We start from the raw sequence: 20,044 nt of genomic DNA on the forward strand, positions 1-20,044 counted from the left end.
CCACCTGAGCCTTTAGGCAACCTTGGTGCACAGGCACTTGGTCCCTAAAGGGCCCGCCCCTTCCAACGCTTCCCGGGGAGGAGGGCCTGAAGGTAGACGGGCAGGAGGAGCACCGGGGCCAGGGGGGTGAGGAGGACCGCCGCCAGGGAGCCCCCCAGGGCGGCCCGGACCAGAAGCCTCTCCACAAACCCCAAAAGCCCCAGCTCCCAGCGGCCCAGGGCCCAGGGAAGGGTGTAGAGGGCGAGGTGGTAGAAGGCGCTTCCCAAGAGGACCGCGGGGTTTTTGAGGTGGATCTCCAGGAAGTTTTTGCCGAAGCCCTCTACCGCCTCCCGGTAGCCCCGGTACATCTCCACGGAAAAGAGGGCCGCTCCCAGGGCCAGGCGGAACCGGAGCGCCCGCCTGGCCAGGGCCACGTCCTCCAGCACCTCCCCCCGCACCGCCCGGTGCCCCCCCTGGGCGAAGTAGGCCTCCCGGCGGAAGGCCAGCACCTGGCCGTTGGCCACCCGGAGGGCTTCCAATAGGGGGTGGGGCAGGAAGGAGAAAAGCCCCCCCATCACGAAGGGGACCAGGGCTCCCGCAAAGGGCCCCCTGGCCTCCTGGCGGGGCAGGGCGGAGAGGAGGTCCGCACCCTTTAGCCCCTCCAAGAGCCCCCCCAGGGCCCCTTCCTCCCAGCGCACGTCGGCGTCGGTGAAGACCAGAACCTCCCCCCGGGCCTCCTGGGCCAGCTGCCAGCAGGCCCAGTTCTTGCCCGTCCAGCCCGAGGGCAGGGGCTTGCCCTTCAGGAGGCGGAAGCCCGGGTGCCCCGCCCCCAGGGCCCGGGCCACCTCCCCCGTGCCGTCCTCCGAGCCGTCGTCCAGGACCAGGACCTCCAGGGCCCCCTGCCCCAGGAGGGCGGGGAGGGTGCGCCTCAGGTTTTCCGCCTCGTTCCGGGCCGGGACCAGGAGGGAGGCGGTGGGCCTAGGGGGCGTGGGCTTAGGGGCCAGGCGGGGAAAACGGAGGAGGTTATAGAGGAGGGCGAGAAGGCGCAGGAGGAGGAAGAGGAAGACCCCGAAGAAGAAGTCAAAGGCCTGGAAGGGGCTCATAGCCGCCGCACGGCCTCCACCAGGGGCCTCACCCGCTCCTCCAGGCTCCGCCGCCCCCGCAAGGCCTCCCGGAAGCCCTCGGGCACCTCCCGGGGGTGGGTCCGGGCCAGGAGGGCGTCCAGGCGGGCGAGGAGGCCCCCCAGGGTCCCCTCCAGGTCCCCCTCGGGGGGAAGGGGCTCCCCCACCCACAGGAAGGCCTCGGGGTGCTCAAAGCCCCGCAGGACCACCCGGCAGGCCACGGGAAGGAGGGGCACCTTGGCCCTGGCGGAGAGCCAGGCCGCCCCGGGGCGCAAGGGGCCCAGGGGGCCGGGGTAGCGCATGGCCCCCTCGGGGAAGACCGCCGCCCACTCTCCCCGCTGCAGGCGCCTCAGGGCCTCCCGCACCCGCCTGGCCTCGAGGGCCCCTGCCAGGGCCAGGACGGGGAAGGCCCTGAGGTTTTCCTCCGCCACCAGGAGGCTTGCGGGCCTCCTGGCCCACCGGGCCAGAAACCAGACCAGGTGCCCGTCGTAGAAGCTGTGGTGGTTCATGGCCAGGACCAGGGGGCCCCCCGGCACCTCCCCCCTGAGGTACACCCCCCGCAGGCCCCCCTTGAGGCTCCCGAGGAGCATGGCCTCCACCAAGGCCCGCAGGAGGCGGGCGAAAGGACGCCTGGGGTCCAGGGTCATCGCAGCCGCTTCAGGGCCTCGGGGTGCCAGGCCAGGAGGAGGCCTTGGACGATGGCCAGGTTGGTGAAGAGGAAGAAGGCCATCTCCTCTAGGGGAAGCCCCCAGGCCTTCACCCCCAGGGTGTAGGCCTCGGAGATCCACCAGATCCCCTCCCGGGTGATGGCCCAGAAGTCGGCGAACCAGAGGTAGAGGGTGGGGAGGAGGACCCCGAGGAGGAGGGGCCCGCGCCAGGCCCAAAGGAGATCCCCCCCGAAGGCCCACTGCAGCACGAAGATGGGGACGAAGTAGGCCAGGATGAGGCCCAGGTAGAGGTAGGGCCCCCCCAGGGCCAGGAGGAGGACCCCGAGGGCGTCCACCAGGAGCCAGATCCCTCCACCCACCACCCGGGCGAGGCCCGGGCCCGGGCTTGGGGGCTCCCCGGCGAGGCGGAGGAGGAGGGCCCCGGTGAGGAGGGGCTGGAGGAGGAAGAAGAGGTACTCCTCAAAGGGCACATAGCCGATGCGGAAGAGCACCCGCCCCTCGGGGTAGCCCCAGACCTCCCGCCAGACCAGGTAGTTGTCCCAGGGGGTGGTGTAGAGGAAGGCGATGAGGGGCATGAGGAGGTAAGCCCATAGCCTCGGGGGCCTGGGCCGGGCCCAGAGGAGGAGCAGGATCAGCGGCGGTAGGAGGAAGACCAGGTGGAACTGCAGGTAGGTCATCCCGCCTCCAAGGTAACCCACAGGCCCCCCTGGGGCCGCAGGGTGACCCCGGCGTGTGCCCGAGGCTCGGGAAGGGGGGCGAGGCGGAAGCGGCGGAAGAGGGCCATGAGGGCCACGGGGCCTTCCAGGAGGGCGAAGTCCCGCCCCAGGCAGAGCCTTCTCCCCAGGCCGAAGGGGAAGTAGCGCCCGGAAGGGGTGCCCCTTTCCTGCAGGAAGCGCTCCGGGCGGAAGGCCTCCCCCTCGGGGAAGTGGAGGCGGTGGGTCACGTAGGGGGAGAGGACCACGGTGCTCCCCGCGGGCACCCGCTCCTCCCCCAGGTCCAGAGGGGCCGCGGCCTTGCGGGTGAGGATCCAGGCGGGGGGGTAAAGCCTCAGGGCCTCCTGGAAGGCGGCCAGGGCGTGGGCCTCGCTTTCCGCCACCCTCTCCTGCCAGTCCGGCCTGTGGGAGAGGAGGTAGAGGCTCCAGGTGAGGGCGCTGGCCGTGGTTTCGTGCCCCGCCACCAGGAGGGTCTTGGCCTCCGCCAGGGCCCTTTCCCGGGGGAGGGCGGAGAGGGGGGGTTCTTCCAGGAGGGACAGGGCGGCCGCCTCGAGGGCCCGCCGCTGCCGATGGAAGCGCCACTCCGCCAGGAGGTCCAGCCGCGAGAAGGGGTTTTGCATCCTCTCCACGATCCGCTCCAGGGCGGCGAGGGCCAGCTCGGCGATCCGCTCGGGGAGGGTCTTCCCCCAAAGGGCCCGGCCCAGAAAGCGCAGGGAGAGGTGGAGCATTTCCCGGTCCAAGTCCCGCCGCTCCCCGGGGCGCCAGGGGGCGAAGAAGGCCTCGGCCTCCTCCTCCCAAAGGGGGCGGTAGGCGGCCACCGCCTTGGGCAGGAAGGGGTCCTTGAGGGCCTTGCGGGCGGCCTTATACCCTTCTCCCCAATCGGTGAGGAGGCCCCGCCCCGTAAGCCGGGAAAGCTCCTGATACTGGAAGGTGGCCTTGTGGTCGGTGGCGTGGAGGACCTTTTCCACCCCTTGGGGGTCGAAGACCAGGTGGAGGGCTATCCCCGGCAGGGGTAGGCGCAGCCGGGGGTGCGCCCGGCCCCAGGCCAAGAGGGTGGCGAGGGGGTCTTCCCGGAGCCGCCTCAGGTCGGGCAGGGCCTCTTTGAGGTCCAAGGTGGCGGTCATGGGGCCATCTTAGCGGCGTATGAGGGGGCAGTAGCCCGTGCGGGCCATGAGGAAGGCCAGGAGGGCTAGGCCCAGGAAGAGGAGCTTTTCCTCCCGGAAAAGGGCCAGAAGGAGGAAAAGGGCCGCCAGGCCGTAGCGCACAAAGGCGATGGCCCGAAGGGCCTTCTGGGGATCGCGCACCTGGAACATGGACTGAGCCTACTCTACCCGCCTTCCCAAGAGGTGTAGCCCCGCCTACCCTTGGGTTAGCCTCTGGGCTAGCTCCAGGTAGCGCCTGCGGGCCTGAGGGAGGTCCACCACGGGATCTTGGGGTTCGTACGAGGGGTACTCGGGGGCCCAGCGCCGGAGCCAGCTTCCCTCGGGGTCGTGCCGCCGCCCCTGCTCCACCAGGTTGAACACCCGGAAGTAGGGGGCGGCGTCCACCCCCAGGCCCCCCGCCCACTGCCAGCCCTGGAGGTTTTGCGGGGTGTCCCCGTCCAGGAGGAGGTCCTTGAAGCGGGCTTCCGCCTTCTGCCAGGGGAGGAGGAGGTACTTCACCGCGAACTGGGCCACGGCCATCCGCGCCCGGTTGGCGAGGAAGCCGGTGGCGTGAAGCTCCCGCATGGCCGCGTCCACCAGGGGCACCCCGGTCTTGCCCAGGTACCAGGCGAGGAAGAGTTCCTCGTCCTCCTGCCAGGGGAGGGCTTCATAGCGGGCGTCCAGGGCCCGTTCCCGCATCCAGGGGAAGTGGTAGAGGAGGTGGTAGGAGAAGTCGCGCCAAAGGAGCTCGCTGACCCATTTCCTGGCCCCCTCGCCTCCCCGCCTGAGGGCTTCCCAGGCCGCCTGCCGGGGGGAGAGGACCCCTAGGGTGAAGTAGGGGGAAAGCCGCGAGCCCCCTTCCCCGTCCAGCCGGTCCCGCTCCAGGGGGTAGCGGGGGAGCTTGCCTTCCAGGAAGGCCTTTAGCCTCTTCTGGGCCGCTCCCTCCCCGGGCTCAGGCAGGGGGATGCCGGGGTTTTCTCTGGGGATTTCCCCCTCCTCCGGCCCAGGGGGGAGGGCCTCCGGGGCGGGGAGAGGGGGGTCCACCCCCTGGAAGTTCCGGCTAAAGGGGGTGTAGACCCGGTAGGCCCGGGGGAGGTCCGGGGGGACGAGGTGGGGGGCGGAGAGGAGGTGGAGGGGGATGGGGAGGGCTTCCCGCACCCTCTGGTCCCGGTGGCGGCCGTAGGGGGTGTAGCCCTTCAGGGCGTAGACAGCCTTGGCCCCAAGCGCCCTCGCCGCTTGGGGGACTTCCTCCCAAGGGAGGCCCTGGCGCACCCAGAGGGCCCCGCCCCGCTCCCGGTAGGCCTCCCGGAGGGCCCGCACGTTCTCCAGGAACCAGGCCCGGCGTCTGGGGGAGACGGCGGCCAGGTTGTTGGGGTCCAGGACCACCAGCCCCACCACGGGTCCCGAGCGCAGGGCCTCCAGGAGGGCTGGGTGGTCGGCAAGCCGAAGGTCGGCCCGGTGCCAGACCAGGTACATGGGGCTAAGGTACCGGGGCCTAGCCTTAGGCTTCCGTAGCCGGCACCCCGTTTCGGGAAAGGAGGAGGGCTTTGGGCAGAAGCCGGAGCCGTTCCCAGGTTCCTAGGTAGGCGCGGCGGTGCAGGTTGTCGTAGCCAAAGAGGCGGAGCTTGTCCAGGATGCCCTGGTATTGGAGGGCGGCCAGGGCGATGGCCGCCCGGCCCACCCGTAGACCCCCCAGGCCGGAGAGGCCCTCCCGGTAGAGGGCCCGGGCCTTGGCCTCCAGGTGGGCCATGAGGGCCCGGTACTGGGGGGTGACGCGCCCCTGGTGGAGGTCCGCCAGGGAGACCCCGAAGCGCTCCAGGAGGTCCTGGGGCAGGTAGACCCGGTCCCTTTCCAGGTCCTCTCCCACGTCCCGCAGGATGTTGGTGAGCTGCATGGCCTGCCCCAGGCGCACGGCCTTTTCCTCCACCTCCTTCCCCCCCCCGGCGATGGGGGCCATCATCCGCCCCACGGTGCCCGCCACCTGGTAGCAGTAGGCCATGAGCTCCTCTTCCGTCCTTAGGCGCACGGGGCTCAGGTCGGTGAGGAAGCCCTCCCGCATGTGGAGAAAGACCTCCATGGGGATGGGCCAGCGCCCCAGGGCCCAGGCCAGCCCCTTCTCCCATTCCTCCCGCGGACGCCCCCCGTAGGCCCGCTCCACCCCCCGCCACCAGGCCTCGAGGGCCTCCGCGCCTCCTCCAGGACCATCCACCGCCTCGTCCCCCAGGCGGCAGGCCGCGTAGACCGCCCAGGCCCCCTTGCGCTCCTCCCTGGGGAAGAGAAGGCTTCCCAGGAAGAAGGTGGCGGAGTGGTGGCGGATGAGGCCCGCGAGGGCTTTCCAGTCGGGTTCCATATGCTCTTCAGTTTCAGGATACCACGGGGTGGGGACCTTTGTCCCGACCACACTCCGCTAGGCTATACTAAACATTGACAAAAGTTCTTCATCCGGGTATCCTTAGGGCATGACTCAGCCCGGGGTGTACACCATCGCCGAGGTGGAGGCCATGACCGGCCTTTCGGCGGAGGTGCTCCGCCAGTGGGAGCGGCGCTACGGCTTCCCCCGCCCCGAGCGCACCTCCGGGGGCCACCGGCTCTACCGCCAGGAGGAGGTGGAGGCCCTGCGGCTCATCCGCCGCTGGCTGGAGGAGGGGGCCACTCCCCAGGCGGCCATACGGCGCTTCCTAGCCCAGGAAAGCCGTCCGGAAGAGCTGCCCCGAGAACTCATCGAGGCCCTGCTGGAGGCCGACCTCTCCCGGGCGGAAGCCCTTTTCCGCCGGGCGGTCCGGCTTTTGGGCCCGGAGGGCGCCGTTCAGGGCCTCCTGGTTCCCGTGCTGCGGGAGGTGGGGGAGGGCTGGCACCAGGGCCGGGTGAGCGTGGCCCAGGAGCACCTGGCCACCCAGTTTCTCCGGGCCCGGCTGCAGGAACTCCTGGACCTGGCGGGCTATCCCCGGGGGGCACCCATCCTGGTCACCACCCCCCCCGGGGAGCGCCACGAGATCGGGGCCATGCTGGCGGCCTACTACCTGCGCCGCCGGGGCTTTCCCGCCCTCTACTTGGGCCCCGACACCCCTCTCCCCGACCTCAAGGCCCTGGCGGAGCGCCTGGAGGCCCGGGGCGTGGTGCTTTCTGTCCTCCTGGCCGAAACCCTCCGGGCCCTGCCCGACGGGGCTCTGGCGGGGCTGGCCCCCAGGGTGCTCCTGGGAGGCCCAGGGGGGAGCCCGGAGGAAGCCCGGCGGCTGGGAGCCCTATACGCGCAGCACCTGGAAGCTCTGCACAAGGCTTTGGAGGAGGGAGCATGAAGAGGATCCCGCGCAAGGAGGCGGTCTACCTGGCTGGGGACCGGGCCGAAACCCTCTACCGCCTGGAGTCAGGCCTGGTGCGCATCGTGGAGCTTCTGCCCGAGGGTCGCACCCTCACCCTGCGGCACGTGCTGCCCGGGGACTACTTTGGGGAGGAGGCCCTGGAGGGGAAGCGCCACCGCTACGCTGCCGAGGCCATGACCGAGGCGGTGGTACGGGGCTTTGACCCCCGGGCCATGGGCCACGAGGAGCTGCACCAGGTGGCCCGGAACCTGGCCCGGCAGATGCGGCGGGTGCAGGCCTATGAGACCCACCTGCAGACGGGGGAGCTCCGGGCCCGGATCGCCCGGTACCTGCTCTTCCTGGCGGACACCCCGGCCTCCTTCCGGGACGCCAGGGGGCTTTACGTGACCGTCTCCCACGAGGAGATCGCCGACGCCACCGCCTCCACCCGGGAGTCGGTGTCCAAGATCCTCTCGGACCTGCGCCACGAGGGCTTCATCGCCACCGCCTACCGCAAGATCTACCTCCTGGACCTCAGGGCCCTGGAGCGGGAGGCCGAGGGTGTCCTGGAGGCGGCCTAGGGGACGGAGGCCCCGCCAAGGCCGCGCCCTGTTTCCCTAAGGTGGGGGCAGCATGTGGGTCCTGGTGGTAGGGGGCACGGGCTTCGTGGGGCGGCACCTGGTGGGCCGCCTCCTCCAGGGGGGGCACACCCCCCTGGTTCTCGCCCGCTCCCCCCGGGACCTCCCTGAGGGGGCGGTCCTCGTTCCCGGAGACATCACCCGGGAGGTCCCCGACCTGGAGGGGGTGGAGGCGGCCATCTACCTGGCGGGGATCATCCGGGAACGGGACCAGACCTTCCGGGCGGTGCACGTGGAGGGGGTTAAAAACCTCCTGGGGGGGATGCGCCGCGCCGGGGTGGGCCGCCTCCTCCACATGTCCGCCCTGGGGGCGAGGCGGGGGACGGGGAGCCGCTACTACGAGACCAAGGCGGAAGGGGAGGAGCTGGTGCGCCAAAGCGGCCTGAAGTGGACCATTCTGCGTCCGAGCCTCATCTTCGGCCCCGGAGACGAGTTCTTTGGGAAGGTGCTCCGGGGCCTGGTCTGCCAGCCCTTGCCCTTTGTCCCCCTCATCGGGGATGGGCGCTTCCCCTTCCGCCCCGTCCACGTGGGGGACGTGGCCGAGGCCTTCGCAAGGGCCCTGGAGAGGGGCCTCGAGGGTACCTACGACCTGGTAGGGCCTAAGGAGTACACCTTCCGGGAGCTTCTGGAGCTCACCATGGGGGTCCTGGGCCGCCGCAAGCCCTTTTTGCCCATCCCCCTCCCCCTCATGGACCTCCTGGTTCCCTGGGTGTCCCGCCTGCCCTTCGCCCCCATCACCCGGGACCAGTACCTCATGCTGAAGGGGGGGAACACCGCCCCCTCTCCCGAAGCCCTAAGGGACCTCCTGCCGGCCCCCAGGGCCTTGGAGGAGGTCCTCCCCACCTACCTCAGGTGCTAGGGAGGCCTTCCCGCCTCGCCCCCTCGTTCTCCAGGCGGCAGGCGGGGCGAAGGCGCACCCCTAGGGCCGTCCCCAGGAGGGCGCAGACCCCCCAGAGGGGCCCGTGGAGGCTGAAGGAGGCCGTGCCCCCCAGGTAGGCCCCGATGTTGCACCCCGCGGCCAGGCGGGCCCCGTAGCCCATGAGGACTCCGCCCAGGAAGACCCCCAGGTGGGTGGTCCAGGGGATGCGCCGCAGGTCCTTGAAGCGCAGCGACCCGCCTAGGCCCGCCCCCAGGAAGGCTCCCAGGAAGAGGCCGAAGTTGGTCACGCTGGTGGCGTCCTTGAGGACGCTCTCCCCAAGCCTTTCGGCGAAGGCGGGGTTGTGGAAGAGGGCCCACTCCACCACGGGAAAGCCCAGGCCCTCCGCCAGCTTGCCCCCCCAGAGGGCGAAGGCCGCCGTCACCCCCCAGGGCCTTCCCTGGAGCAGGAGGAGAAGGAGGCTGCCCACCGCCAAGACGGCGGCCCCTCCCACCAGGCCCCAGGGCCCGAAGAGGGGGTGGGTGGCCTCCTTGCGGAAAAGGGGCTCCACCCTCCCGGTGCGCCGCCGCTCCACCCCCGCCACCCCCAGGTAGAGGAGGCCCAGAAGCCCCAGCCAGAGGGCCAGGCCCAGGTAGGGGGAAGGGAACCAGGTGAGGGCGCTCCCCGGAGCCCAGGCGGGCAGGGCCTGCCAGAAGGGCAGGTGGAAGACCCCGAGGAGGGAGCCCACCATGAAACCCAGGAGGACCAGGATCCCCCGGGTGTCCCCGCTCCCCGTGTGGTAGAGGGTGCCCGAGGCGCAGCCGTCCCCGAGCTGCATGCCGATGCCGAAGAGGAAAGCCCCCACCAGGAGGGCTACCCCCAGGGGCACCACGAAACCCTGCACCGCCTGGCCGAAGGCCTCCCCCTGGACCAGGAAGGGGAAGAAGAGGAGGCTCGCCAGGGCGAAGAGGAGGAAGTGGGCCCGCATGAGGCGGCTTTCCCCGGTGAGGAGGAAGCGGCGGAAACCCGAGGCGAAGCCGAACTTGGCGTGGAAGAGGGCCAGGCCCAGGAGGACGGCCACCCAGAAGGCCAGGAGGAGCCGGGTGCCTGAGGCCTGGTGGACCGCGTAGGAGAGCGCCAGGGCCAGGAGGGCGAAGACCAGGAGGGGCCAGGCTTGGGGTCGCACCGTCCCGTTCATGCCCCTCATAGTACCTATGAGCCTGTAAAAGTCAAGGGTATGTTTCCGCCTAAGGGTGCAGGAACCCCAGGGCCGCCCGGGGCAGCCCCCCCTCCTTCCCCTTGGCCTCCACCATCACGTCCGCGGGGGCGGGTAGGGCTGCGAGAAGCCCCTCCCAGTCCGCCTCGGCCACGGCCAAGGCGTGGGCCCCGGGGCGCTTCCCGGGGTCTTGGCTCGCCAGGTGCACCTTGGGCCTCCCCCGCCAGGTGGGGAAGACCAGCCTCAGGGCCTCCCCCAGGGAGAGCCGCCCCGGGTTCAGGGCGTGGTGCAGGGTGTCCACCACCACCGGCACCCCCAGGGCCTCCGCCGCCCGCAGGACGTCCTCCACCGGCCAAAGCCGCTCGTCGTTCTCCAGGGCCAGGTAGCGGAGCACCTCCCCTTCGTCCCGCAGGTTTTCCACGAAGCGGCGGAGGGTGCCCTCCCGGTCCCCGTAGACCCCGCCCAGGTGGAGGACCAGGACCCCGTCCTCCGCCCCCAGGAGGCTCAGCACCCGGGCGGAGTAGCGGAGCTCGGCCAGGGAGCGCTCCACCACCTTTGGGCTTGGGCTTCCCGGGTTCACGTATTGCCCGGGGTGCAGGGAAAGCCGCTGGCCCAGGGCTTTGGCCAGGGCCCCGAGCCGCCCCAGCTCCTCCCCGTGGGCCCTCGCCCAGTCGTAGGGGAAGCGGGGGTGGGAGGCGAAGGGGATGAGGTGCTGGCCGATGCGGAAAAGACGAAAGCCCTCCTGGGCGTTCCAGCGCAGGATGCGCTCCAGGTCCCTCAGGTTCTCCGCCACCCTGGCCCGCACCTTTTCCTCATCGAGGGAAGCCAGGCGGAGGGTGTGGTTGGTGCTGGCCCCCAGGGTCAGGTTCTCGCAGGGGTAGCCCAGGCGGATCACCGCCTTACCTCCGCCTCCAGGAAGACCTCCACCTCGTCCCGCACCTCCAGGAAGAGGAAGCGGGGGCGTTCCAGCCCCCAGTCGGAGAAGCGGATGCGGAAACCGCCCCGGAAGCGCCCCCGCTCCGGGGGGCCCAGAAGCTCCCCTTGAAGGCGCACGGGCAGCCGCCGCCCCGCCATCTCCAGCTCCCCCTCCACCACGAAGCGGCTGCCCTCGTAGCGGGCCCTTTGGGGGTAGAGGCAGGCCTGGGGGTGTTCCCTGGCCTTCAGGATCTCCAGGGCCTTCCGGTCCCGCTCGGCTACCCCGGAGTCCCAGGCGGCCTGCTCTAGGCAGACCCGGCCCGAGGCCTGCTCGCCATTCCAAAAGACCTCCCCCCGGGCGGTGGGGTTCCTGCCCTCCCAGCTTCCCAGGGGGTAGAAGCCCCGGTAGCGCACCTCCCCCTCCACCCGGTAGGGGGCCTGGGCCAGGGCCAAAAGGGGGAGGAGGAAGGGGAGAAGCCGCCTCACGGCCTGAACCTCCAGCGCTCCCCCAGGGTGGCGAAGTCGCGGAAGCCCAGGAAGAGGATGGGCCGCTCCTTGGCCTCGGGGGAGCCTTCCACGTGCACCACCTCCCCCAGGAAGAGGACGTGGTCGCCCTCCAGGGGAAGCTCGCTCACCTTGAGCTCGTACACCGCCAGGGCCCCTTCCGGCACCTGGGTGCGCCCCAGCTTCCTGGCCGGGCGCAGAGCCACCCCCAGCCGCTCGGCTTTGCGCACCTTCCGCCCCGAAAGGTAGCCGGAGCGCACCACCCACCCCCGGGCCTCCCAGGGGAGAAAGGCGAGGGCCCCTTCCCCCAGCTCTCGCAGAAGGCTTAGGGTATGGTTTCCCCGGTCCATGGCGAAGAGGAGGCGGAAGGGCTCCTTGGAAACGGGGGTCCACCAGGCCAGGGGCATGAAGTTCTCCCCCACGCAGAGGAGGGCCAGGCGCATGGGGTAGAAGAAAGCCCGGTAACGGGCCGTGGGTTTGGCGGCTTGGGCTTCGGCCATGGCTAGAGCTCCAGTGCCTCAGGCTATCCCTTCCCCAAAGCCACTTCTGTAGCCCAAAAAGAGAAGGGGCCAGAGGCCCTTTACCCCCCTTTTGAGGACCCCGTGGCCGCAGCCTTCGCCCGTCACCCGCCCTCACGCCCTGACCATGGAAGCCTGGCTGCGGCTTCCGCCTCCCGGGCGATGGCCCGCGCCAGGTCGCTGAAGATGCGCCGGTGGAGGGGGTAGAGGAGCCACCAGTAGAGGAAGCCGGTGAGGCCCACGGGCTCGAAGTAGGCGGTCTGCACCAGCCGGGCCCCTTCCCCCTCGGGGAGGGCCTGCCACTCCAACCAGGCCTTCCCAGGCAGGCGCATCTCCGCCCGCAGGCGCAGGAGCCTTCCCGGCTCCACCCGCTCCACCCGCCAGAAGTCCAGGGCCTCCCCCGGGAGGAGCTCCTGCGGGTGGCGCCGCCCCCGCCTCAGGCCCGGGCCCCCCACCAGCCGGTCCAGGAAGCCCCGCAGGGCCCAGGCCCAGCCCCAGACGAGCCAGCCCCGCTCCCCGCCAAGGCTGGAAAAGACCCGAAAGAGGGCCTCGGGGGTGGTCCGCGCGTGGAGGCTTCGCACCTCGCGCACGATCCCCTCCCGGTCCTCCAGGAAGTAGGCCCGCCCGTACAGGGCCCCCGACCAGCGGGTTTCCACCTCCCCCAGGGCCACGCGCCTCAGGGCCAGGGCCACCGCCTCCTCGTAGGGGAGGGGGCGCACCTCGGGGAAGGGGGCCTGGGCCTTCCCCGTGTCCGCCACCAGGGGGTGGAGGATGCCCTCCACCAGGGGCAGGGCCAGGCGGTTGGGGATGGGGGTCACCAGGCCCACCCAGAGGGCGGCCAGCCTGGGGGCCAGGACCGGCACGGGGAGGATGAGGCGCCTGAGCCCCCGCACCCGGGCGTAGGCCTCCATCATGCCCTGGAAGGTGAGGGGTGGGGCCCCGATCTCCACCACCCCGGCGGGCCCTTTGGAGAGGGCCAGGAGCAGGTAGGCCAGCACGTCCCGGATGGCGATGGGGGACACCGGGTTCAGCACCCAACGGGGGGCCACCATGACCGGCAGGCGCTCCGTGAGGTAGCGGACCATCTCGAAGCTGGCCGAGCCCGAGCCCACGATAGGCCCGGCGCGGAACTCCGTGGTGGGGAGGTGGGCCCTTAGGATCTCCCCCACCCGGGCCCGGCTTTGCAGGTGGGGGGAGGGCCTTCCCTCCCTGGGCAGGAGTCCCCCCAGGTAGACCACGTGGCCCAGGCCCGCCTCCCGGGCCACCTGGGCGAAGGTGCGGGCCTGGCGTTCTTCCGCCCGGGGGAAGTCCCCCTCGGAGAGCATGGCGTGGACCAGGTAGTAGGCGGCCTCCACCCCGGAAAGGGCCTGGCGCAGGGCGGCGGGGTCCTCGAGGCTTCCCCGCACCACCTCCACCTGCCCCGCCCAGGGGCGGCCTTCCAGGCGGGCCGGGTCCCGCACCAGAACCCGCACCCGGTGCCCGGCCTCCAGGAGGCGGGGGACGAGCCTTCCCCCCACGTACCCCGTGGCCCCGGTGACCAGGACCTCCATGCCCCTAGCCTAGGGGCTTGCCCCCGGAGGGAGGGTGGCCGGGGAGGGGGTTTCCCAACAGGACCACCCCCTCCCGGGCCGCCTCCCCCACCCCCCCGATCTCCCCTTGCCGGGCCGCCCCTTCCTCGGGGGTAAGGGCCACGTACTCCACGTGGCGGAGGGGAAGGGTGCGGTGGAGGAGAAGAAGCCTTTCCAGGTAGTCCATGCCCCGAAAGGCCGGGAAAACCACCAGGAGGTCCCAGTCGCTTTCCAGTAAGGCCTCCCCCCGGGACCGGGAACCGAAGAGGAGGGCCAGGGCCTCCTTTAGCTTTTCCCAGGGGACCTTTCCACCCCCGTGAGGACCTCCTCCGCCGCCTGCAGGCGGGCTTCCCCCCGGGCCCTGCCGTAGAGCCGGGCGGGCAGGGTGCCGGCGGCATCCGGGTAGCGGCTCACCGTGTAGTCCGGGGTGAGAAGACGGGCCCCTTCCACCCCTCCCTCGGGGGCCCCCAGGGCCAGCAGGTCGTGGGTGCGGGGCAGGGTGCGCAGGCGTTCCACATGGAGGGCCTTCAGGACCTTCTCCACCGCTTGCTGGGCAAAGAAGGCCACGGCGTAATGGCGCTCCCCTCGGAGGAGCACCTGGGCTGGGGTCGGATCCTTGCGGGCCTGCGCCAGGAGCCCTTCCGCCTCGAGCCGCATCCCTACCCATCTTAGCCTGGGCCAAGGTCGGCCTGCCCCCTTCCGGATAGCCTGGGTTCCGTGCGCGCGGTGGTGGTGGGGGCGGGGATCGGGGGGTTGGTGGCGGCCAGGCTCCTGCAAAGGGCGGGCCTGGAGGTGGTGGTCCTCGAGGCCCACACCTACCCCGGGGGCCTGGCGGGGGACTTCTGGCACCGGGGCTTCCGCTTTCCCGCGGGGGCCACCCTCCTCTCGGGCTTCGCCCCCGGGGGCCCCCTCGACCTCCTGGAGGGCCTTCTGGGCCTGCGCTTTCCCGGGGAGCCCTACCCCGAGGGCTTCCCCCTCCTGGAGGTCCTCCTCCCCAGGGGGAGGCTCCTTCGCCCCGTGGGGCGGGATAGGGAGCGGGAGGCCCAGGGGGACTTCTTCGGGCCCCAGGTCCTCCCCTTCTGGCGCTGGCAGGGGGAGCGGGCGGAAGGGCTCAAGGCCCTGGCCCCCCGCCTCCCCTGGCCCCCGGAGGGGGAGGAGCTCGCCGCCCTCTTGCGCCTCCTCCCCGGGCTGCTCCCTCTCCTTCCCGACCTCTTCCGGCGGGTCTCCCGCCTGGCCCCCCCGGACCCCGATTTCCGCCTATTCCTCCAGGCCCAGCTCCTCATCGCCGCCCAGACGGAGGACCCCTACGCCCTCTACGCCGCCCTGGCCCTGGACCTGCCCCACCTGGGCCCCGTGCGGGTGCCGGGCGGGGTGGGGGCCCTGGCCCGGGCCCTGGCGGAAGGCCTCGAGGTGCGCTACCGCGCCCGGGCCATCCGGCTCCTCCTCCGGGGAGGGCGGGCCCATGGGGTGGAGGTGGCCTACGGGGGGAGGAGGCGGGGGGAGAAGGAGGTGCTCCAGGGGGACTTCTTCCTCCTCAACGTGCCCCCGGAGCCCCTCCTCGGCCTCCCCGAGCGCGTTCCCAAGGACGCCTGGGGGGCTTTTGCCCTCTACGGGGTCCTGCCCTTCCGGGCAGGGCCCCCCTACTACCGGCAAAACGCCCGGGAGCGGCCCTTCGCCTTCCTCTCCCTCTTCCCGGAAGGGGAGAGGACCCTTTTCTCCCTCTCCCTCCACACCCCCCTGGCCCTCTGGGAGGGCCTCGAGGGGGAGGCGTACCGGGCCCTCAAGGCCCGCTGGCAGGAGCGGGCCCTGGCCTTGGGGGAGGCACTTCTCCCGGGCCTCAGGGAGGCGGAGCCCCTCTTCGCCGCCACCCCCCGCACCTACCGCCGCTTCGCGGGGCGGGCCTGGGTGGGGGGCTACCCCCAGACCCACCCCTTCCCCTTCCCCCGGGTGCGCCTCCTGGCCAACGTCCTGCGGGTGGGGGAGGGGGTCTTCCCGGGGCAGAGCGTGCCCGCAGCGGCCCTTTCCGCTCTGCGGGCGGCGCGCCTCCTCCTCCGGGCCCTGGGCCTGGGGGATAGGGGTGACCTGGCCTCTGGGGCGCCCCGGGGTGAACCCATCTGCCGGTAGGCACGGCCACCCGGCTGCCGACGCCGCCCTACCGGAGGCCGCCCCGGGGGCTGGAGCCGGGGACGGGTTGTGCCGCGTCCGGGCAAGGGGTGCGCAGGGCGGAGGCTCGAGACCTTTCCCGGTTCGCCAGCCCTTTCCGGGGAGGGGCCCGGGCCTAGCGGCCTTCCAGGTAGTCCAGGAGGGCCCGGGCGGTCCGCCCCTCCCGCTCCGTGAGGAGGTCCAGATGGGTGAGGCCGGGGAGGACCTGGGCCCGGGCGGGGGTGTTGGGGAAGGTTGCCCCCAGGCGGAAGTCCTCGGGCTGCGTCAGGAGCCCTCGCCCCGCCCCCAGGGCCAGGACAGGGTAGGGGAGGGGCCTAGGCTTTAGGTCTTCGGCCACGAAGGGGTAGCCCGCCACCTCCAGGAGGAGCCGGTAGGGGAAGTACCACTCGGAAAACCCGGTCTCCGGCTGGGCGAAGGCCGAGAGGAAGGCCCTGGGGTCCGTGGCCTCCCCCGTGTCCCGCCACTCCACCAGCCTGCCCCGGGGCCCCCGCACGGTGAGGACCAGGCGCCCCTGGAGGAGGCCCAGGAGGCTAAACCCTTCCCGGGCCCAGGCCCGGCCCACGCTTGCGCTGAAGATGGGGAAAAGGCTGTAGTGGTCGTCCACCCGCAGGAGGGCCCGGGCCTCCCGGGTGGCCCGGTAGGGGCCGTAGGGCACGGGCTCCAGGGGGCGCTTTGCCGCCAGGAAGGCCTCGGCCTCCGCCAGGGCCAGGTCCTTGGGGGCGAGGAAGGGAAGGCGAAAGACGGGGTCGGCCCGGCCCTGGAGGAGGTCCTCCAGCCCGGGGAAGCGGCCAAAGGGGGTGGAAAGCCCCCTCCCCAGGGTCTCCCGGTCCACCTCCCGGCCGATGGCCCCCTCGGCGAGCCGCAAGCTCCCGTCCAGGAGGACGAGGCCCCGGAGCTTCTCCCCGTGGCGGAAGGCGTAGAGGGTGGCGAGGCTCGCCCCCAGGGAGTGCCCCGCCAGGACCACGGGAGCCCGCTTGCGGGCGGCCTCCACCGCCAGGTCCAGGTCCTTCAGGTGCACCTCCAGGCCCCATTCCCGGAGGGGGGAGAGGTCGGGCTCGGGGAGGCTTTGGTAGTAGGCCAGGGGGTCTTGGGCCAGGAAGCCCCGGCGGTCCTCGAGGCCGTTGGCCCGCCGCTCCCAGGCCCAGACCTCCAGCCAGGGGGCCTCCCGCCGCAGGTGCTCGGCCAGGAGGGCGAAGTTGGTGCTTCCCCCCAAAAGGCCCGGCACCAGGAGGAGCACCGCCTTTGGGGCCTCCGCCTCGTAGACCAGGGCGTAGCTCCGGTCCAGCTCTGGCCAGCCCGTGGGGGCCCCGGGGAGGGCCCGGTACTCCTGGGCCAGGACCAGGCCCAGGGAGAGGAGGAGGGCAAGGGCCCGCATGCCCCCATCTTGCCAAAGGGGGCGGGAGGGGTTTGCGGGGGGGCCTACAGGCCCGAAAGGGCCCGGACTCCCAGCGCCCTGGCCCGCTCCAGGATCCGCAGCCGGTGCTGAAGCTGCCCCGAGGCGTAGGCGAAGAACTCCTCCGGGGTAAGCCCCAGGGGGGCTCCCCCCGGGTAGGCGGCGAAGAGCTCCCCCACCACCCCCATGGCCTCGGGGAGGAGGAGGCCCAGGCGGCCTTCCACCACCTCCCAAAGCCCGGGGTCTGCCTCCAGGTGGCGGGCGATGAGGTAGAGGCCGTAGGCGATGTGCCGGCTTTCGTCCTCCCTCACCCGGGCGATACCCTCCAGGGTCCCGGGCATGGCCCGCCCCGACTCCCGAAGCCGCTCCGCCAGGCGGAAGAAGCCCTGGTAGCCGGTTTCCGCCAGCACCCCTTCCACCACCACGTTGTAGGTGAGGGCCGCCGCCACCTGGGCCTTGGGGCTCCCGTCCCTCCAGAGGCGCTCCATGGCCTCGGGGAGGAGTTCGCCGAAGAGGCGGCGGTAGTGGGGGCTGTGGTAGTGGGCCAGACTCCCCTCGCGCCCCGCCACCTCCTCCAGGAAGCGGGCGAAGAACTCCACGTGCTTGGCCTCCTCCAGGAGGAAGGTGGTCAGGTACATCTCATCCTCCAGCCGCCCTTCCCGGGCCACCCGGGCCACCAGGGGCAGGAGGTCCAGGGTCACCGCCTCTTCTCCCCCTAGGAACAGGCTCGCCAGGCGCAAGAGGAGGTCCTGGCCTTCAGGGGGGAGCCGCAGGAAGACCTCCCGGTCCTCCCGGAAGTCCAAGGCGGCAGGGTCCCAGAAGCGCCGTTTGGCCTTGTGGTAGAGGCGCAGGGGAAGCCCCGCCTCGAGGCCCCTTTCCACCGCGCGGAAGCCGGTACGCATGCTTGCCTCCCTTGGCCTCAGCTTACCTCGGCCCGCAGGAGGGCCAGGGCCCCCCGCCGCTCCAGGCGGGGGCGGAAACCCGCCCCTTCCAGAAGGGCTAGGAGCTCCTCCTCCCGGGGCCGCCAGAGCCCCGGGGAGGGCCCGGGCCCCAGGAGGAGCATCCCGAAAAGCCTTCCCCCCGGCCGGAGCACCCGCCGGGCCTCCCGGGCCGCCCTCAGGGGGTCTAGGAACTCGTTCCAGGTGGGGCCGATGGCCACCCCCCTGAAGACCCCTTCCCGAAAGGGGAGCCGCTCCCCGTGGCCCAGGAGGTAGGCCCCGGGCCGCCGCCACCGGGCCACCCGCAGGAAGGCGGGGGAGGGGTCCAGCCCCACCGCCCTTTCCCCCAGGGCCTCCCGGTAGACCCCGGTGCCCGCGCCCACGTCCAGGAAGGGGCCCCCCGTGGGCAGGAGCCAGTCCCGGAGGCGGGCGAGCTCCTCCCGGAAGGAAAGCCTGCCCCCGGAGAGGAGGCCCGCGGAGCGCCGCCGCCAGGCGTCGTAGAGGAGGGGGACGGGGAGGAGGCGGTTCACGAGCCAGAGGAGGGGCCGCTCCCGCCCGGCCCGCAGGTCCAAAAACCCTCCCCGGAAGGGGTAGCGGGCCCCGCAGGCGGGGCAGCGGGCCTCCCCCGCCACCTCCAGCCCGCCCCGGCACCGGGGGCAGGCCAGGAGGGGGGGGAGCCAGGGGGGGAGGGGTTCCATGCCGCCAAGGGAAACGCCCCCCGGGCGGGCCGGGGGGCCTTACGCCTTCCCCTTACCGGTTCCCGCCCAGGGGGGCGGCGTCCACCAGGGGCACCACGGTGAGGGTGCCCGCCTGGACGCTGCCCACCGCGAAGACGGTGTAGGTCTTGCCGCTTTCCAGGTTCACCCCGGGAAGCTCCAGGGCCACGGTGGTGGTCCCCGCCACCCGGACCTCGAGGTCGTACCGCCCCGCGGGCACCACCAGGTACTGGCTCGCCCGGGGGAAGGGCAGGTTGCTGAAGAGCACGGGGCCGCCCCGCACCGCCACGTCCACCGCCGGGGCGTCGGGGGAGGTGTGCACCACCCGCACCCGGGCGAACCCGGCCCGGGGGAAGAAGCCCGCCAGGAGGTCGGTGTAGACCTGGGGCCGGATCTGGGCCAGGAAGCCGGTGGCGGCCACGGTGTAGTAGACCCCCTCCCGCAGGTCCAGCTCGGCGTCGATGACCACGGGGGCATCCTGCCCCGCGGGCACCACCTGGACCCGCACCCTCGCCGCGGGCAGGGGGATGTAGGGGGTGACCTCCTTGAAGGCCAGGCCCGTGATGGCCCGCTGGCCGTTCACCAGCACGTCCACCGCCGGGGCGTCGGGGGAGAGGTGGGCCACCCGCACCATCGCCCCCTGGGCCAGGGCCAAGCCACCTACCGCCAGCACCAGCAGTACGCCGAACAACCTCTTCATCCGCTCACCTCCCACCTCAAGGCTAGGGGGTAGTTTCCTGAAAAACTTTTGTCTAGCGCACAGATACCGGGAACGTTCCCGACCGGGGGGCTCTGCCGGGCTTCAGCCGGCAAGCCGCAGGGCGTGCCCCAGGTCGAAGGCCAGGAGGAATCCCCCCTGGACCAGGATGGCCAGGCCGAAGCCCCGGTGGGGGGCCTTGCGGCCCCGGAGGAAGAGGAGGGCCCCGGCCAGGAGGTAGAGGACGTCCAGCCCCGCGTTCAGGAGGAGGATCTCCCGCAGGTTCCCCGGGGCCTCCTGTCCCAGGGCGTAGAGGCCCAGGGCCCCGTCCACCAGTCCCCAGGCCCCGTTCATGAAGAAGAAGCCCCGCCAGAAGGGGCTTTGCGCCCACCAGAGGCCGAAGAGGGCCGCCCCCAAGGAGAGGAGGCCCCAGAGGAGGAGGCCTTGGGCCAGGGCGCTCATCGGCAGCGGTTGAAGCGGGGGATGGCGGCAAACCCCTCGGGGCTCCCTCCGGGCACCTCCCGCCCGTCCAGGGAGAGGAGGAAGTAGCCCCCCTCCTCCCCGGCCTCCACCCCCAGGAGGTAGGCCCCCTGCCCCAGGCGGGCCTCCAGGCGGGGGCCCCGCCGGGCCTCCAGGCCGTGGCCCCGGTAGGGGGTCCAGGCCGCCGCCTCCCGCCTCAGGCCCCCCCACCCCGGGGGCAGGGGGAGGGGGGCCTCCCCCCCAAGCCCCGGTCCCAGGAGCCAGAGGACGGGGCGGAAGCCTTCGGGACAGCCTCCGCCCACGAAGAGGGAGGCCCTTAAGGGGAAGCCCTCGGGCACCTCCAGGCGGAAAAAGGCCCACCCCCCGGGCTCCAGGCGGCCGAGGAGGGCCTGGGCCACCTCGGGGCGGGCCACCGGGTAGGGGGCCTCAGGGCTCGGGGAGCCCGGGTTCCAGAAGGGCTGGTGGGCCGAGGCAAAAAGGCCCAGGAAGGCCAGGGCCCAGAGGCGCTTGCCCATGGGGG

The 20,044-nt window shown here is 72.2% G+C and carries 24 protein-coding genes and 1 pseudogene; 4 read left to right on the forward strand and 21 right to left on the reverse strand.

The window, feature by feature from the left end:
• Positions 1-44: 44 nt before the first annotated feature.
• Genes ETP66_RS02765 through ETP66_RS02795 form a run of 7 tightly spaced genes read right to left on the reverse strand, consistent with a single transcriptional unit; the run spans position 45 to position 5,973 of the window.
• Positions 45-1,082, reverse strand: a complete 1,038-nt coding sequence (locus ETP66_RS02765) for a glycosyltransferase family 2 protein (protein ID WP_130840390.1) — start codon at positions 1,080-1,082, stop codon at positions 45-47.
• On the reverse strand, positions 1,079-1,747 hold the full coding sequence (locus ETP66_RS02770) for a lysophospholipid acyltransferase family protein (protein WP_130840392.1): 669 nt from the start codon (positions 1,745-1,747) through the stop codon (positions 1,079-1,081). Before ETP66_RS02770 ends, ETP66_RS02765 begins: the two co-directional genes overlap by 4 nt.
• A complete protein-coding gene (locus tag ETP66_RS02775) occupies positions 1,744-2,445 on the reverse strand; it encodes a lycopene cyclase domain-containing protein (RefSeq protein ID WP_130840394.1) in 702 nt (233 codons plus the stop codon). Before ETP66_RS02775 ends, ETP66_RS02770 begins: the two co-directional genes overlap by 4 nt.
• Complete coding sequence (locus tag ETP66_RS02780) at positions 2,442-3,605, reverse strand: cytochrome P450 (protein ID WP_130840396.1); 1,164 nt, start codon at positions 3,603-3,605, stop codon at positions 2,442-2,444. The genes ETP66_RS02775 and ETP66_RS02780 overlap by 4 nt, the downstream gene beginning before the upstream one ends.
• Positions 3,606-3,614: 9 nt before the next feature.
• The gene (locus tag ETP66_RS02785; RefSeq protein ID WP_130840398.1) at positions 3,615-3,794 is read right to left on the reverse strand and encodes a hypothetical protein; all 180 of its coding nucleotides are present in this window, start codon (positions 3,792-3,794) and stop codon (positions 3,615-3,617) included.
• Between the two features lie 45 nt (positions 3,795-3,839).
• The gene (gene phr, locus ETP66_RS02790; RefSeq protein WP_130840400.1) at positions 3,840-5,099 is read right to left on the reverse strand and encodes a deoxyribodipyrimidine photo-lyase; all 1,260 of its coding nucleotides are present in this window, start codon (positions 5,097-5,099) and stop codon (positions 3,840-3,842) included.
• 25 nt (positions 5,100-5,124) lie between these two features.
• Complete coding sequence (locus tag ETP66_RS02795) at positions 5,125-5,973, reverse strand: phytoene/squalene synthase family protein (protein ID WP_130840402.1); 849 nt, start codon at positions 5,971-5,973, stop codon at positions 5,125-5,127.
• Positions 5,974-6,082: 109 nt separating this feature from the next.
• Here ETP66_RS02795 and carH point away from each other — a divergent pair, with 109 nt between their 5' ends.
• The 3 genes from carH to ETP66_RS02810 are packed head-to-tail and all read left to right on the forward strand — an operon-like array spanning position 6,083 to position 8,419.
• On the forward strand, positions 6,083-6,919 hold the full coding sequence (carH, locus tag ETP66_RS02800; RefSeq protein ID WP_130840404.1) for an HTH-type transcriptional repressor CarH: 837 nt from the start codon (positions 6,083-6,085) through the stop codon (positions 6,917-6,919).
• Positions 6,916-7,503, forward strand: a complete 588-nt coding sequence (gene ldrP, locus ETP66_RS02805; protein WP_130840406.1) for a transcriptional regulator LdrP — start codon at positions 6,916-6,918, stop codon at positions 7,501-7,503. The genes carH and ldrP overlap by 4 nt, the downstream gene beginning before the upstream one ends.
• A 52-nt stretch (positions 7,504-7,555) precedes the next feature.
• Entirely contained in the window at positions 7,556-8,419 is an 864-nt protein-coding gene (locus ETP66_RS02810; protein WP_130840408.1) for a complex I NDUFA9 subunit family protein, read from the forward strand.
• On the opposite strand, the gene ETP66_RS02815 is transcribed toward ETP66_RS02810, so the two are convergent.
• The 8 genes and pseudogenes from ETP66_RS02815 to ETP66_RS02845 form a co-directional block, all read right to left on the reverse strand.
• Positions 8,409-9,614 carry a YeeE/YedE family protein gene (locus ETP66_RS02815; RefSeq protein WP_130840410.1) on the reverse strand — a complete coding sequence of 402 codons (1,206 nt, stop codon included), beginning with the start codon at positions 9,612-9,614 and terminating at the stop codon, positions 8,409-8,411. The two genes, ETP66_RS02810 and ETP66_RS02815, sit on opposite strands and share 11 nt — an antisense overlap.
• A gap of 49 nt (positions 9,615-9,663) precedes the next feature.
• Positions 9,664-10,527 carry a UV DNA damage repair endonuclease UvsE gene (gene uvsE / locus ETP66_RS02820; protein WP_130840411.1) on the reverse strand — a complete coding sequence of 288 codons (864 nt, stop codon included), beginning with the start codon at positions 10,525-10,527 and terminating at the stop codon, positions 9,664-9,666.
• On the reverse strand, positions 10,524-11,033 hold the full coding sequence (locus ETP66_RS02825) for a YceI family protein (protein ID WP_130840413.1): 510 nt from the start codon (positions 11,031-11,033) through the stop codon (positions 10,524-10,526). Before ETP66_RS02825 ends, uvsE begins: the two co-directional genes overlap by 4 nt.
• Positions 11,030-11,551, reverse strand: coding sequence for a flavin reductase family protein (locus tag ETP66_RS02830; RefSeq protein WP_130840415.1), 522 nt, complete (start codon positions 11,549-11,551; stop codon positions 11,030-11,032). The genes ETP66_RS02825 and ETP66_RS02830 overlap by 4 nt, the downstream gene beginning before the upstream one ends.
• Positions 11,552-11,673: 122 nt before the next feature.
• The gene (locus tag ETP66_RS02835) at positions 11,674-13,119 is read right to left on the reverse strand and encodes an SDR family oxidoreductase (protein ID WP_130840417.1); all 1,446 of its coding nucleotides are present in this window, start codon (positions 13,117-13,119) and stop codon (positions 11,674-11,676) included.
• A gap of 4 nt (positions 13,120-13,123) precedes the next feature.
• Entirely contained in the window at positions 13,124-13,324 is a 201-nt protein-coding gene (locus ETP66_RS02840) for a hypothetical protein (RefSeq protein ID WP_236630079.1), read from the reverse strand.
• Between the two features lie 24 nt (positions 13,325-13,348).
• A pseudogene (locus ETP66_RS12370) lies at positions 13,349-13,414 on the reverse strand (nucleotidyltransferase domain-containing protein); the annotation flags it as partial.
• A gap of 8 nt (positions 13,415-13,422) precedes the next feature.
• Positions 13,423-13,794 (reverse strand): HEPN domain-containing protein, encoded by a 372-nt coding sequence (locus ETP66_RS02845; RefSeq protein ID WP_130840418.1) that lies wholly within the window; start codon positions 13,792-13,794, stop codon positions 13,423-13,425.
• Positions 13,795-13,854: 60 nt separating this feature from the next.
• On the opposite strand from ETP66_RS02845, the gene ETP66_RS02850 reads away from it, so the two are divergent.
• Positions 13,855-15,261: a phytoene desaturase family protein gene (locus ETP66_RS02850; protein ID WP_130840419.1), complete on the forward strand. Its 1,407-nt coding sequence runs from the start codon at positions 13,855-13,857 to the stop codon at positions 15,259-15,261.
• 154 nt (positions 15,262-15,415) lie between these two features.
• Here the strand turns inward: ETP66_RS02850 and ETP66_RS02855 are convergent, their stop codons facing one another.
• The 6 genes from ETP66_RS02855 to ETP66_RS11895 form a co-directional block, all read right to left on the reverse strand.
• Positions 15,416-16,675 (reverse strand): alpha/beta hydrolase, encoded by a 1,260-nt coding sequence (locus ETP66_RS02855; RefSeq protein ID WP_130840420.1) that lies wholly within the window; start codon positions 16,673-16,675, stop codon positions 15,416-15,418.
• 44 nt (positions 16,676-16,719) lie between these two features.
• The gene (locus ETP66_RS02860) at positions 16,720-17,595 is read right to left on the reverse strand and encodes a R2-like ligand-binding oxidase (protein ID WP_130840422.1); all 876 of its coding nucleotides are present in this window, start codon (positions 17,593-17,595) and stop codon (positions 16,720-16,722) included.
• 17 nt (positions 17,596-17,612) lie between these two features.
• A complete protein-coding gene (locus ETP66_RS02865) occupies positions 17,613-18,329 on the reverse strand; it encodes a class I SAM-dependent methyltransferase (RefSeq protein ID WP_130840424.1) in 717 nt (238 codons plus the stop codon).
• Between the two features lie 52 nt (positions 18,330-18,381).
• Complete coding sequence (locus tag ETP66_RS02870; RefSeq protein ID WP_130840426.1) at positions 18,382-19,047, reverse strand: DUF4397 domain-containing protein; 666 nt, start codon at positions 19,045-19,047, stop codon at positions 18,382-18,384.
• 102 nt (positions 19,048-19,149) lie between these two features.
• On the reverse strand, positions 19,150-19,506 hold the full coding sequence (locus ETP66_RS12105; protein ID WP_130840428.1) for a DUF6992 family protein: 357 nt from the start codon (positions 19,504-19,506) through the stop codon (positions 19,150-19,152).
• A complete protein-coding gene (locus ETP66_RS11895; protein WP_161569061.1) occupies positions 19,503-20,039 on the reverse strand; it encodes a hypothetical protein in 537 nt (178 codons plus the stop codon). The genes ETP66_RS12105 and ETP66_RS11895 overlap by 4 nt, the downstream gene beginning before the upstream one ends.
• Between the last annotated feature and the right edge of the window lie 5 nt (positions 20,040-20,044).

The organism is Thermus thermamylovorans, from assembly GCF_004307015.1.
In the GTDB taxonomy this organism is placed as follows: Bacteria; Deinococcota; Deinococci; order Deinococcales; family Thermaceae; genus Thermus; species Thermus thermamylovorans.